Annotated in this window: 12 protein-coding genes; all 12 read right to left on the bottom strand. The window is 49.4% G+C overall.

From position 1 onward, the window contains the following. Positions 1 to 75: 75 nt before the first annotated feature. The 12 genes from DESLBE_RS14145 to ahpC all read right to left on the bottom strand — a co-directional run bounded on the left by DESLBE_RS14145 (position 76) and on the right by ahpC (position 13918). Positions 76 to 1443 carry a cadherin-like beta sandwich domain-containing protein gene (locus DESLBE_RS14145; RefSeq protein WP_144677389.1) on the bottom strand — a complete coding sequence of 456 codons (1368 nt, stop codon included), beginning with the start codon at positions 1441 to 1443 and terminating at the stop codon, positions 76 to 78. Positions 1444 to 1462: 19 nt separating this feature from the next. After that, positions 1463 to 1726, bottom strand: coding sequence for a phage tail protein (locus DESLBE_RS14150; protein WP_144677390.1), 264 nt, complete (start codon positions 1724 to 1726; stop codon positions 1463 to 1465). A 75-nt stretch (positions 1727 to 1801) separates the two neighbouring features. Continuing rightward, on the bottom strand, positions 1802 to 2050 hold the full coding sequence (locus tag DESLBE_RS14155; RefSeq protein ID WP_015942792.1) for a phage tail protein: 249 nt from the start codon (positions 2048 to 2050) through the stop codon (positions 1802 to 1804). A gap of 294 nt (positions 2051 to 2344) precedes the next feature. Further along, the gene (locus DESLBE_RS14160; RefSeq protein WP_144677391.1) at positions 2345 to 3559 is read right to left on the bottom strand and encodes a helix-turn-helix domain-containing protein; all 1215 of its coding nucleotides are present in this window, start codon (positions 3557 to 3559) and stop codon (positions 2345 to 2347) included. Positions 3560 to 3645: 86 nt separating this feature from the next. After that, a complete protein-coding gene (locus tag DESLBE_RS14165) occupies positions 3646 to 4170 on the bottom strand; it encodes a 4Fe-4S dicluster domain-containing protein (protein ID WP_015942790.1) in 525 nt (174 codons plus the stop codon). Further along, a complete protein-coding gene (locus tag DESLBE_RS14170; protein ID WP_144677392.1) occupies positions 4167 to 4883 on the bottom strand; it encodes a molecular chaperone TorD family protein in 717 nt (238 codons plus the stop codon). Before DESLBE_RS14170 ends, DESLBE_RS14165 begins: the two co-directional genes overlap by 4 nt. 2 nt (positions 4884 to 4885) lie before the next feature. Continuing rightward, positions 4886 to 6127, bottom strand: coding sequence for an NrfD/PsrC family molybdoenzyme membrane anchor subunit (nrfD, locus tag DESLBE_RS14175; RefSeq protein WP_144677393.1), 1242 nt, complete (start codon positions 6125 to 6127; stop codon positions 4886 to 4888). Between the two features lie 13 nt (positions 6128 to 6140). Next, complete coding sequence (locus tag DESLBE_RS14180; RefSeq protein ID WP_144677394.1) at positions 6141 to 6752, bottom strand: 4Fe-4S dicluster domain-containing protein; 612 nt, start codon at positions 6750 to 6752, stop codon at positions 6141 to 6143. A 4-nt stretch (positions 6753 to 6756) separates the two neighbouring features. Continuing rightward, on the bottom strand, positions 6757 to 9354 hold the full coding sequence (locus tag DESLBE_RS14185; protein WP_144677395.1) for a molybdopterin-dependent oxidoreductase: 2598 nt from the start codon (positions 9352 to 9354) through the stop codon (positions 6757 to 6759). Beyond that, a complete protein-coding gene (locus DESLBE_RS14190; RefSeq protein WP_144677396.1) occupies positions 9308 to 11320 on the bottom strand; it encodes a molybdopterin-dependent oxidoreductase in 2013 nt (670 codons plus the stop codon). Before DESLBE_RS14190 ends, DESLBE_RS14185 begins: the two co-directional genes overlap by 47 nt. A 388-nt stretch (positions 11321 to 11708) precedes the next feature. After that, positions 11709 to 13349, bottom strand: a complete 1641-nt coding sequence (locus DESLBE_RS14195; protein ID WP_144677397.1) for an FAD-dependent oxidoreductase — start codon at positions 13347 to 13349, stop codon at positions 11709 to 11711. A gap of 5 nt (positions 13350 to 13354) precedes the next feature. After that, positions 13355 to 13918 carry an alkyl hydroperoxide reductase subunit C gene (gene ahpC, locus DESLBE_RS14200; protein WP_018214372.1) on the bottom strand — a complete coding sequence of 188 codons (564 nt, stop codon included), beginning with the start codon at positions 13916 to 13918 and terminating at the stop codon, positions 13355 to 13357. Positions 13919 to 14272: the final 354 nt, after the last annotated feature.

Genomic DNA, 14272 nt, shown 5'->3' on the forward strand with positions numbered 1-14272 from the left:
AAATCAACCTCACTTATAAATTGATTTTCTATCTATATTAAATGGCTATTGTAAACTGCATGCCTGATATACCTTTTACTTTGAAACCTCAATGATGTATTTTTTTGTTGCGCCCCCTGTTTGGGAAGTCACTGTAATCGTAACAAAATTGCTTCCCGCAGCAGGTACAGGAATAGGTGATGAAAAGGCATCATGAGGTAAATCCGTTGAAGATCCAGAGTTAATCTGAAAACTCACCTTATTTATGTTGGGATAATCCTCCAAAAACACCTTTATTCTAAAAGCTACTGTGGTGACAACCTTATAATTGTAATAATCTCTTACAAATCCTGTGCCGGGCCCGGGATCTTTGATAAATGTTACAGCAGGGATAGGATCTATACTGCTTATATAAGCACTGCTCGGTCTGGTCACTTTCAGCGAGTAAGACTGTGTTGTTGTGCCATCAGCAGCCTCAACAACGATGGCAGTGCTGTAATCCCCAGGACTTGACATTGTAACCGAGAAGGTTGCCGGGCCGCTGCTGGATGCACCGCCGTTCACGGAAAGTTTGGCATTGGGGTCATCAGCCGTAAGCACCACTGTAGCACTGGTGTCATCATAATCAGCTAGAGCAGTGTAGTTAAAACTATTTTTCGGATCAAATGTCTGATCAAGTGAAATGGCTCCTTTGTTGTTACCGGTAATGGAAATCGCCTTGAGATAAGGATTGGCAGCTGCGGCTTTAGTGATTTCAATAGTATATATCTTTGTCACACCGTCAACAGTAACGCTTACCTCAATCTGGTTTGTTCCAACATTGATCGTTATCGGTGCAGAAGAAGTCCCGGAGACAACCTCCGTACTATTTACCTTTATTACAGCCGAGCTGTCCAGTACCGTTGGGATTAGGGTTACCGATGCCACAGACAGCAACACAGTGGCTTTATAGCTATCCGTGCTGCTGTTGAATGCAGGGTTCAATTCGACAGTATGATCGCTGTTGTCCTTTACTATAAGTCCCGCCAATGAGGGTGGCGCTTGGTAAATCTCAAATTCCATAAGAGATGCAAATTTATCGTTTGCATTGAGACCTTTTGTCACATATACCCTTACATAGCGATATGAAGCAGCTGCAGTCAACATCCGATCAACAATAGCACTGGTATTGGCAGCCACATTATCAAGGTCAGCCCAACTTTCAGCATCGTTACTTCCCTGCAGTGTAAAATCACTCATGCAGTAGTCGGGCGAAGGCCATCCCGCAATTGGCATCTGTCTTACTACCCATCTGTCGAAGCTATAGACCTCACCCAAATCAACGGTCAGCCATCCCGGCAAATGTGTACAAAGCCACCTACTCATAGGGGTCATGTAATCACCATTCACTGCTCTTGCAGGTTCATAGGGCTGAAGATAACTGCTGCTAATAGTTGGCTTTTTTAGAGCTAAATTAATCGCCATATCAATAAATCTCCTCCCATCATGGCCGTTGCGGAAATATTCCCGAGTAGGCAATACAATATTTCATATTCGGGTGTGGCTCAGCGCCGATTAAGTTGGGAAGTGCGAAAGTGGTTTTGCCATCTCCACCATATGTATTGCCAAGCAATGAAAAAAGGGGCTCATATTGAGCTGTTGACAAAGACCTTCCATCGCAGATCAGCCATCTTTTGGGTACAAAAGGATACGGGAATAAATAGATTGCACCGAGCAATACTTCTAAATCCTCATTAATAACCATTATGACATCTTCCTTTCATTCTCTGTAAAATCTACAAACCGAATTATCGTTTAACAAATAGAATACATTGACTATACCTCATGACCTTGAAGGGTAAATTCCATCATAAACTATATAATAGCTCATACCAGGAAAGGGGGAAGCATTCATCAGGTTAGGCACCGCAAATATCCCCTCTTCGGCATTCCCACCGTAAAAATCTCCTATAAGACTGAATAGTACTATATACTGATCCATTGAATAAGTTTTTCCGTCGCATAGAAGGCATGTCTTAGGTGCAAAGTTATACGGGAATAAAACAATTGAACCAGTTAATGCAAAATCCATAATAAGACACCTCCTTCAGGTCTATTTTTATCTTAAAAACCAGGGAAATTGTCAATAATTGAAACAGCTTGATTTTAATTGTAGCAAGCGCTTCTCGCAAAAAACTCTCAAACCTCATAAAGATAGGTATTACTAATTTTTAAGAAACACTCAACCGGAGAGCAAATCAATTTTAAAGAGGAACAAACGGACAGCCTCTTACTGCTATCCGTTTGTTCCTCTTTATTTGGCATTCTTCATTGAACCTGCGCTCACATCATCAAAAACACACTCATTTTAATATAAGAAAGCAATTCACACCTCAAAGATACCCAGCATAAGCCCTACTTTTAAGGCGGCATAGATATTAAACCTGACCTCCTGATCATCAAGGCTTGAAGCTGTAAGTTCCTCCACTTTGCGCAGTCGGTAGCGAAGGGTATTGGCATGAATAAACATTCCCTTGGTAGCTGCCGAGATATCTCCTCCCGAAGCGTAATAATGCCATAGAGTTAAAAGCAGATTGCCGTCATTGATTCGATCATACTTGAGAACCGGGCCCAGAGTCTCTTCAAAGAAATCACGCAAATCCTGCTTCCGTTGATTATAAAAGAGACGGATTGCGCCTAATTCGTTAAAAAAAGTCAGCTTCTCCTTTTTACCCAGTACTTTGCCCATCTCCAGGGCAACCTTGGCTTCCTGATAGCTTCGATAGAGCAAGGGCTGATCCGGATAAATGCTGCCGACACTGGCCCAAAGCTTAACATCATCCAGAATTTCCTGTAATTCTGAGTAAGCTTTCCTGGGTATGTTCTTCCAGTTGTCGTTGGTATGGCCGTCTTTTTCTTTTGTCTTTTTTTCATAGGGGAACAAAACCACAAGATGTTTTCCGATCATCCCGGTAACTGTTCCAGGATACTTTGCCTCAATAAAATTCTCAGCCTTGGTTCGGACTTCTGAAAGGCCATGACCTGGCACCTTCGTCTGCCCTTCCAGAATCATAACAATATGGGTAATCAGCAAATTCCGCCCCCAGACCTGCCCCATGGTTTCCAGCTGATCAGAATTATTAAAGAGCAGGTTCAGAATCGATCCATCCCTTAAATACTGTTTCAGCTTCAACTGCTCTTGTTTCTTGACGATTTCCACCAACAAAGCCGAACGGAGATATTCAGTAATCTCCATTTCTTCTGCTGACAGGTTTTCCTTTTCTGTTAATATCCAGAGATACCCTTCCTTTTTCTGATTTACTATGGGCCAACAATAGTAAGCACATTTATGTCCCCCAAAGGTGCTTATACCCCGGGTCATTTCAGTGGATGCCACAACACTTTGCGGGAGCGATAACCTCTCCTGGATGACAACCGGTTGCTTATTCCAGATATGGCAGCTCAGTACATGCCCCTGGTCACCCGTAACCATCACCGTTTTCTCGATTTTTTGCATTAACAGGCGGCTGAGTCCCATCATACCGCCGTTTTCAACTTGTACCCGGGCAATTTGCTTAACCCATTGAAGATGACTTGCCATGACAGCCCTCCTTGAAAAATCCGTACCTATTCCTGCAAAATCCACATTTTTTCAGTACCTTATTCTTTTCAACCTGAATCATGTTGTCATATAGAACTGTGGATAAACCGGATAGAAGGCTTCGTAATCAAAATATTAGTGAATCCCGTCACAGAACCCCTGGCGTCCATAGGGTCCGGCTCGTTGGGGAATAAATGGCAGAGAGCGTTGACCGGGCAAGCTGCCACACAAGCCGCCGGCAGACCTTTGTCCAAACGATGAAAACACAAATTGCATTTATCGACCCGGCCTGAAGATAAGGAATATTTCGGAACGTGAAAAGGACAGGCGTGGGTGCATTTTCCGCAGCCGCTGCACCGCCAGGGATCATGCAGGACGATTCCATCCTTGCGCTTGCGGTAGGTCCCCTCAGGGCAAACCCGGACACACTCCGGATTCTCACAATGGTTGCAGCTTAAGGACAGAAAGTAATGCAGACCGGAGTGATCCTCTACTTCCTTCAGCCAGCGCCAGCGGGCACCTTCCTGGTCGGCAAATTCATTGCGGCAGGCTATCTCGCAGCTGCGGCACCCCAGACAAAGATCAGGGTTAACCAGGAAACGCCAGCTCATATTCTCCCTCCTTCTCCGGTACATAGCGGACCGGGCTGAACGTTCCGGCCCACTTCTTCCAGCAGATCCAGATCCCAGAGGAGGATACCCCAAATCAATTGAATTAAGCCGCTATAGAAACCGATGGTTCCCTTGGTGTAAGCATCTTCATGAAAATCGGCAATCCAGGTCAGGGGGTGGCTGGAGATGAAATCCCTCTGGAGTTTAATCATTTCGAAAATCTTATTTTTACTGCCCTTTCCGGTGATCAGCCTGGCCAAGGTATCGCTGGCCATGGCCAGGAACATGAGCTCCAACCCTAGATGGTCCTCCGGCAGCTGGTTTTTGCGGGAAATTTCAAACCCTGCCTTACCATAGATTTTACGGACTTCCTGGGTAGGCCACCCGAAGAGAAGTCTTTCCGGAGTTCGGTAGACCGACTCCCAGGGCGGTGCCTTAGGCTGACCCGGGCCCAGGAAAAGATCCATGAATTCCAACTGAACTTCCTGACTGGCCTGGGACCGAGGTAATTTTGCCAGATACTCTGTACAACTGATGATCCTGCTTAATCCGTCCTTCATCTGAGGATTTGCTGATTCCAAGGGGAATTCATCCCAAAATTCCCACTGCATAGACACTGATCCCTCTTCCGGCACCGATTCAAGCAGGCAATTTCCCAAGAAGCCATACAGATTGGTCCGTAAGCTGCATACCTCTTCCCAAGAGAGTTTCATTCTTATTTACCTCCAAGCACTTGACTGGTGTTAGACCGACTGGTGATATTTTCGCTGAGCAAAGCTTTTGGGGATTGAGCAGATATGAGCCCCTGGAAGAGCAGCCTGAAAAGCAAGATTCCTGAAGATATAATCCCTAGGAAAATAAGGCCCTCAATCATCGTTGGGGAATAGCTTCCCGCTGTGGCCCAGATATTGGGGATCACAATTGAATCCACACCCTCTTTAAACTCACCGAGAGTTACCCCTAACTGTCCAGGCACTAAAGGGAAAACAAAGGATGAAAACAGCAGCCAGACCCGTTTGAAAAACACACCAACCACAATGAGGACTGAGGCCAGCAGAATAGAGCTCTTCTTGGCGCGGTTCCTGGCAAAGACCAGAATTAAGAAAGGAAGGAACAGGCCCAGAAGGATTTCTCCCCAGAAGAAGGGTGCCAGAGATCCTGTGAAAAGGAGGGACACGGCGTTCATAACTTTTTCCTCACCCGGATAGATGAAGGTGAGCACTTCACAGCCGATAAAAAAGGCATCGACCGCTACGAAGACTGCCAGCAGTCCGGCCAGGCTGCTGAAAAGCTGATCTTCGACTTTATACTTGCCGGAGCGATTCAAGGCCAACAGAACAATCAGGAGCAAGGCCAGTCCGGAATCCAAGGCCGAAGCCACAAACAGCGGCGCCATGAGGGCACTGTGCCAGGCAACCCGGGCAATCTGCAAACCAAAGATCCAGGCCGTAACGGAGTGAACACCTATGGCAACCGGCAAGGCGATTCGGGACATGATCCTTATTTTTCTCTGATCCGGATTAGGCCGGGTCATAAAGTACAAATAAAGCACCGAGATAAGCAGATAGGCCGTGATAACGATGACATCCCACATCAGAGGAGACTTGAATTGGGAATGGAGGAGCAGATTAAACATTCTTTGGGGTTTTCCCAAGTCAACAACGATGAAGAGTGCGGCCATAATAACACAGACTACGGAAAGGAGCACCGCCGGCAAGGATACTTTTTTAAACGGAGCAATATTAAATACGGTGGCGGAAGAAGATACAATCAGACCACCGGCGGAAAGGCCGACGAAAAACATAAAGGCCGTGATATAAAGCCCCCAGGAGACGATATTGCGCATTCCGGTAACGACCAGGCCATTGGTCATTTGATAGAGCCACGCTCCCAGTCCGATCAGGGTCAGCAAGCCTAAACTACCAAACCAGATAAGATTCTTTTGCTTATTGTCCATATTCTCATCTCCTTTAACGCAAGTAATAAACTTGCGGCTTTGTTCCCAGTTCTTCCAGAAGCCGGTACGAATTTTTCCCGCGGATTGCTTGGGAGACCGGACTGTTGGGGTCATCCAGATCGCCGAATTTGCGGGCTTTGGCCGGGCAGACCACAACGCACAGGGGTTCCAGCCCCTGGTCGGTCCGCTCTTTGCACATGGAGCATTTTTCCACAACACCTGACGGCCGGACGGGGGCGTCCCCGCAACTGAAATCAGGCTGACGAACCGGCTTCTGCCAGTTGAACACCCTGGCATTGTAGGGGCAGGCGGCCATGCAGTAACGGCAGCCGATACAGCGGTCATAGTTGATCAAGACCCTGCCGTCCTCCGCCTTATAGGTTGCCCCTACCGGGCAGACTTTGACGCAAGGGGCATTTTCACAATGCTGGCAGGCCACGGTCAGCCAGTTTTTCGTCAGATGAGGATACTCCCCTTCCGCACTGTCCAGGCCTTCGCCGCCTTCGGTGAGCACCCGGTTCCAGAGCATGCCCATGGGGACATTATTTTGCATTTTGCAGGCTACTGCACAGGTATTGCACCCCACACAGCGACTCTGATCTATGGTTATTCCCAGTTTAGCCATGCGCTTAACCCTCCACTTTCTTCACTTCGACCAAGGTATCCAGAAAAGCAACAATAGGTCCATAGAGCAGCTTCTTGCCGCGGGGATTTTTGTTGGGATTGGTGACTTCCTGCAAGTCTCCTTTTTGGAAATAGCGGGACCACCATCCTTCGGAAAGCTGAACCATTCCCGGGCGCATATCATTGACGATCTGGCAGCGGCACTGGAAGCTTCCCCGGTCATTAAACACTTCCACAAACTCTCTATTTTGAATTCCCCGGGCCTGGGCGTCGATGGGATTAATCCGGACAAGAGGTTCATTATTAATCTGCAGCAGCCAGCGGGCATTGGAGAATGTGGAATGGGCACGGAAACGGGCATGAGGTGAACCTAACATGAGCGGATAGTTTTGATAGAGGGGATTGGCCGGCGACGCTTCGTTGGGTTCCTCCCACACGGGGAAAGCGCAATGGTCTTCCAGGAATAATTCATTGTAAAACTCCAGTTTGGTGGACTCAGTACCGAATACCCGGTCAAGATAGGCTACGTAAGGCTGATCAGGAACATTCAGCCTCATGATGCATTGATTGGCTTTCAGCGCTTCCACCGTGATTCCCTGGAGGGCCGGGTCCGGTGAGTCCAAGAGCGCCCGCACATAATCTTCCGGTGTCTCAGGCAGATATTGGTCAAGGCCCAGCTTTTGAGCCAGTTCCTTTTCAATTTGAAAATCGGATTTGCTTTCAAATAAGGGTTCAATGACTTTTTGCTGGAGCAGAATGTGATTCCGCTCATTGATCAAATAAGCGATGTCATACTCCGATTCAAAACTTGAGCAGGCCGGCAGGACAATATCGGCGTAATTCACGCTGTCACAATGTTGGTTGTCCACCACAGCGATAAATTCCAGGGAGTCGGCCCATTTTAAGGATGTATTGTAATCCGGTATCATCTGATGGAGCATATTTCCCTGAAAAAAGAACGCCTTGATGGAGGTGGAAGCCGTGGGGATGTCACTAAAAGGCACTTCAGCCGGGGCTGGAGCAAACTCCGGCGGCAAATCCCAGCTGCCCATGGCGGTGACCCAGGACCAGCAGGTTACATGCTGGGTGCCTTGCCCGACTCCGCCTCCCACACGGCCGATATTTCCGGTAAGGCCGGCGAGGATGGTAGCCAGACGGCCGGTGGTATCGGAATGATACCATTTATCCGGGCCGCCCAAACCCCATTGGATGCTGGCCGGGCCGCCAAGGGCGTATTCCCTGGTCAAATCCGTGATGACCTCTTCCGGTATCTCTGTCACTTTAGACGCCCAGGCCGGGGTATATTGCCGGGTATGTTCAGTGAATGCTGTCAGAACCGTTTTGACTTTAACTCCGTTTACCGTAAACTCTCCTTCTACTTCCGGCAGAATCCCCGGCGCCTCAACCGGTCGGGGAGAATCGGAATTTTTGTCCCAGACCAGATAGTTGTTTCCTTCATCCCGTAAAATCCTTTGGTTGTCTTCCCGGATCAGGAAGGGAGCACTGGTATAACTTCTGACATACTCCTGATCATACCATTGATTATTCAAGACCAGATGGATCATGCCTAAATATAAGGCGCTGTCCGTCCCGGGGCGAAGGGGAATCCATTGATCGCACTTCGCCGCTGTCGTGGAAAACACCGGATCAATGCAGACCATCTTCGTGCCTTTTTCCTTAGCGTCAAAGAAAAAGGCCGCATCAGTGAGTGAGGTTTCCAATAAGTTATTGCCCACCAACAGAACCAGATTGGAATTGACCCAGTCCGTAATCTCATTGGTATTGGTTATATTGAAGGGTCCCATAACGATGGATTGCCCGCCGGCCTGACTCATGTCGATGCCGAAATCCAAAGCACCATGCTCCTGAGCGCCGATCAGGGCGGCCAAGGTACTCATGGGATACTGGACGCCGGAACTGTTTGACCATAAAATTGATTTTCCGCCGTATTTGCCTTTGATTTCCGTAAGCTTGTCGGCAATGGTCGTCAGGGCTTCATCCCAGGAGATAGCTACAAACTTGCCTTCTCCTCTTTCCCCAACCCGTTTCAGGGGGGTCTTTAAACGATCCGGGCTGTACACTCGTTCTACTTCGCTGAGGCCCCTGAGGCACACTTTTTTGTGATGGCCGTCAGGCCATTCATTGGGCTCAATTTTCACCAACTTGCCCTCACGGACGGTGCATTTCATTGAACAACGGCCTCCGCAGTTGGGGGGATGAAAGGTATAGGCAATCTTCTCCTCTTCCGCCCCTTCCGCTGCTGCCGGACGAATCCAACGGTTCAATGATCCGGTACCTATCATTCCGAACGCGGCCAATCCGCCGCTGGCCTTAATAAAGTTCCGCCTTGAGATCTCCATGTAAGCATCCTCTCTTTTCTGTTTGATTGACTTGTCTAGACGTTGATAACTATTCCCGTTTGTGCTTATTTTCTCCTTTGTGGTACCGGCCAAAGAAGATGAGATCCCTTTGTTCCTTTTTGCCTTTTTCCTGAGCTGGGTGTCCGTGGATTTGGCGGCATTATACAAACTGAACGGGGCAAATTTGTGGTTATTTCTAATCCCGGGCAATATTGACAAATACATCATGAAAAGCCGGCTCATTCACTCCATTGACGGCCTGGCCCAGATCAGTTTCCTGGCTGCCGGCCAGGCTGTTGATGCTTTTGCCGTTGATATCCTGCCTGGCTGAGCAAAGTATCAGATGAAGGGGTAAGTCATGGCGGATTTTGGCTTTTAAGACCACTTCCCCCCAGGAGTTATAAACGACAACCTTGTCTCCGGCTCCAATGCCTTTTTGTCGGGCTAATTCCCAGCTCAGGGAAAGCTCGTCTGTCGCTTGTCTCTCCAGGAGCCAGTCAAGATGAGCAAACTGGGAGTTGAAGAAATCCGCCCGCCGCCAATTGAGCAGCCGGTAGGGATAACCTTGGGGAGCAGTCTCCGGCAGCACCATCAGGGGAAGCTCCGGACACCCCCACTCCATAGCCTGAGGGACGGAGAAGCGGTACTTGGGATAATGTGAATCCGATAACATATCAGGTTGCACGATTTTTCTTGGGCCTTGCTTTAATTCCCGGTAACTGTCGATTCCCAGGGTTTCACATAATTCTGGCGGAACCGCCCTCTCCAGCCATTGGGACAGGGGCCGCTCCACAGGAAACGGGCAAAGTCCCGGGGCTTCTTCACTAATAGCCACAGCAAGGGATTGGGCAATTTCCAGTTCGGAACGGGTCTCACCGAGAGGCGCAATGGCCTGTTCATTAAGTCCAATCCAGCGGTGCCATTCCCCTGCCACCAGATCCTCAGCCTCCAGAAAGGTGGCCGCCGGCAGAACAATATCGCAGCAGCGGGAGGTTGACGTCAGAAAAAAATCGGTGCCCACAATCAAATCCAGACCGCCCATCAGCTCCCTAAGCTTTTGCAGGTGGGTTCCCTGGACCAAGGGGTTGCTTTGGGTGATCCAAAGCATCCGGATATCCGCCCCATCGTCCCCATGGTTCACTGGCAGAGTAGGAAGGCTAAGCTTCCGGTTCCCCCACTTATCTGAATCCCAGAGATCCGCAAAGGGTGAAAACCCAGACCGGGCCGCAAAAATACCTTCACCGTAATTTTCCGTAACTCCGCCGGCAGCGGCAAGGGCATGGATGGCCCGGATATTCTGGCCGCTGTTGCTGTATTTTTGCAGCCCTTTACCAAGCCAAAACGCCGGATTTGAGCTATGGCGCAGCTCATCGGCCAGATCCGCAACCATTTGGGGGGTGACCCCTGCAATAGTTCTTATCTCTTCCGGATCCGCTTCCAATAACCAATCCTTGAGGTTTTCCCAGCCTTCCGCCTCATGGACAAGAAAGCGGTAATTAATGCTGGTTTTAAACATAAGCTCCCGCAAAACAACCAGAGCCAAGGCCCCATCACCGCCCGGCTTAACCACAATCGTCTTATCAACCCGGCCGGCTGTGGCGGAAGGGAACACGTCAATCAGAATAACCCTGGCGCCGCGTTGGCGCGCCTGCTGGAGAATCTTCATTTGGTGAATTGCCGTAGCGGCAGGGTTGACGCCCCAAAGAACAATCAAATCCGCCTTCTTCATATCTTCCGGATCTTTGGCCCTGACCCTGCCAAAATCCAAGAATTGAGCGTCCAGCCCCGGTCCGCTGCTCTGGGGCCCCCGGATCTCGGTGATTGGCGCCATTGCGGACAGCATGCCGGATAAAGAGCGCGCCAAGACCCCGGTATTGGCTTTTCCGTCCAGGAGTCCCAGGGGTAAGAGATGGTTATGCCGGTTGTAAATCTGCACTATTTGCCGGGCAATTTCCCCTAAAGCCTCTTCCCAGGTTATCCTTTGCCAGTCTCCTGAACCCCGGCTGCTTTGCCGCAAAGGGTGGAGAATTCGCTCGGGATGATACACATGCTTAACAAAGCTATATCCTTTGGCACACAGAGTGCCTAAGGTATAGGAATTTTGGGGATCCCCCGTTATTTTAAGCAGCCGACCATTGTCTGTATAAGCCAGGATACTGCAAGTATCATAGCACTTGAGGGGACAAACATGCCGGGTCATCTGCATCATCTTTTCCTCCAATACTTACGGAACAATCAATGTTCACATTAATAACCTTACCAATCTATAGAAGTGATAGCTATTTCCCATGAAGTCAGCCTGTACCGCTATTTGTTAAAACAATGAACGGGAGCCTTTCTTATTTTACCAAAGTATTGATTTTTACTGAATCCCCTGAAATCTTTTCTCCCTGAGGTTTGCCCCCCCACTCCTTTTAGATTCCACCTCGTGACGGCCACCCTTGGTCTTGGCCATACATCCCCACTATCACTGTACTCATCAGGGCAAACAGCATAAGGCGGACAGCTTCCCCAGCTATCCGCCTTATGCCCCATGCCCCAGGCATGTGTAACCTATTTCTCTATATTATCCTCCTCTGAACCCGGCCGGTTCCCTCTTAACCTCCCGCCAGCTCCAGCAATTCCTCCAGATTCTTCTTGCCGAAAACAACTTTTTCATCGTTGACGACAATAGCCGGTACGCTCATAATCCCGTACTTGTTTTTAAAATCAGGGTAATGAGCCACGTCGATCATCTCCGCCTCGATCAGGGGATTTTTCAAGGCCATCAACTGGGCCAGAGTCACCACATCCGGGCAGAGAGTGCAGGAAAGCGAAACCCCAATTTTGAAGTTGACTTTCCTGCTCACTCCCCGGATTTTGGCCAGGGTCTCTTCTCCTACCGCCTGGCCAGGTCCTGCCGCGTTATACAGGGCCAGAATAAAAGAGTTGATTTCGTGGCCGCCGGGTATGCCGTGAAACTGCACTCCCGTATAGGCCCCGTCCGGTCCCAGCACCGCAACGGCGGGGAAAAGGGTGATCTTGGCTTCTTTCTCTCTGACCGCGTCCTCACCCCGGTTCAGGAACTCAACCTCCACCTTATCGGTCAGCCCGGCAAACTCGGACAGAAAGCTCCGCAGTTCCTCGCTGAATTCGCTGCCCTCCTCCAGAAAGGCCAGCAACCCAATCCGGTTTTCCAGCCGTTCCAGAATAGGCACCAACTGTTCCTTAAGGGAGTCGTCCAATAACGAAGATCCCTGCCGGGTGACTGGAGCTTTCTCCTCATCACCCAGCTCGCCCAGTTCACCCAGCCCCAGCCGTTCCTTCTTCCCTACCAGATATTTCTCAGCGCTGGTGGCCGCAATAGCGCCGTCCGCTACGGCAGTAACCAGCTGCCGCAGCTCCTTGGGACGGATATCCCCTGCAGCATAGACCCCCTCCACATTGGTGCCCATGCTCTCATCGGTGGGAATATAGCCCCGCTCATCGATGCGGACCTCCTGAGCATATTCGGCGCTTTGCGGAATGTATCCCACGAAAACGAACACGCCAAAAGTCTGCTTCTGATCCGTTGCATCATACCGCCATCTTTCGCCACTCCGGTTATTGACGAATTCAGCATAGCGGAGAACCGTATCCCCGCCCGCTTCCCGAAGCTCGGTGTTGAACTTCACCTCGATCTTCGGGTGGGCCAGGACTCTTTCGGAGATGGTTTGGGGGCAGGAAAATCCATCCCCCCGGACGATCATGGTGACTTTTCTGGCATAGCGGGTCAGGAAAATCCCTTCCTCCGCCGCAGCCAGCCCTCCTCCGATCACGAAAACATCCATCCCTGTGAAAAATTCACCGTCACAGGTTGCACAATAGCCGATACCCCGTCCTCTGAATTCCTCTTCCCCAATGAAGCCCAGCTTTCTGGGCACAGACCCGGTGGCAATGATCACAGCCAGAGCCTCATAGTCCCCTTCATCCGTCCGGATTTTCTTAATATCCCCAGCCAAATCCACGGACTCCACTGCCGCCTGCTGAAATTTCACACCGAATTTTTCCGCCTGCCTGCGCATGGTCTGGCTGAGCTCTTCCCCTGAAACATTCAGGATACCCGGATAATTCTCCACCTCGGAGGTGATTTTGATCTGCCCTCCGGCCCGGTCCCGATCAATCACAAGGGTTTTAAGCTTCGAACGCCCGGCATAAATGCCCGCAGCCATCCCCGCACTGCCGGAACCGATAATAATCAGGTCATAGAGTTCTTTCATAGAGCTTACAGCTTCCCTACCAGATCCAGGCTGGGTTTAAGAGTCTCCGCTCCGGGCCGCCATTTGGCCGGGCAAACCTGATCCCCATGCTCCGCAACGAACTGGGCAGCCTGGACCTTGCGCAGCAATTCCGCTGCCTCACGGCCAATGTTGTTGCTGTTGACTTCATAGGCTACGATCTTTCCTTCAGGATTGACCACAAAGCTGCCCCGCAGAGCTAAGCCCTCCTCTTCAATATAAACCTCAAAGTCCTTGGCCAGCTTGGCAGTTGGGTCGGCCAGCATCGGATAGCGGATTTTTCTGATGGTGTCGGAGGCATCATGCCAAGCCTTATGCACAAAATGAGTATCGGTGGACACGGAGTAGATCTCCACACCGATTTTCTTGAATTCATCGTATTGATCGGCCAAATCCCCCAGCTCTGTGGGGCAAACGAAGGTAAAATCAGCGGGATAGAATACGAAAACCGACCATTTGCCCAGCAAATCCCCTTTGGTTACTTCCTTGAAAGCACCTTCCACAAAAGCCTGCACCTTGAACTCGTTTACTTCTTTACCGATAAGTGACATAATAATTTCCCCCTTATCATTATTTTTTTATGGTGATCGGCAAAATGCCGGATCTATCTTTTCTTCTTTCGCTTATCTTCCTCTGCCCTTATCCACCTTTAATGATAATTATAATCTTTATAAATAAGTAATTCATATTATATATTGTATCTATTTGCCTGGCAAAATCAAGTACATTTTAGTCAATTTGCCAAATTTTTTTCCTACATCTAGTTGTGAAACCACTTCCTCCGCAGCCCAGCCGCTCCCCCATCTTAAGCTTTCCGGCCGGAAGCAAAAAATAGGACGGTTTTGCTTTGTGGGAAAAAGCAAACATCCATCCTTTTTTCGGCATATTATGCAATATCAAGATAA

The organism is Desulfitobacterium sp. LBE, from assembly GCF_007830365.1.
Lineage (GTDB): Bacteria > Bacillota > Desulfitobacteriia > Desulfitobacteriales > Desulfitobacteriaceae > Desulfitobacterium > Desulfitobacterium hafniense.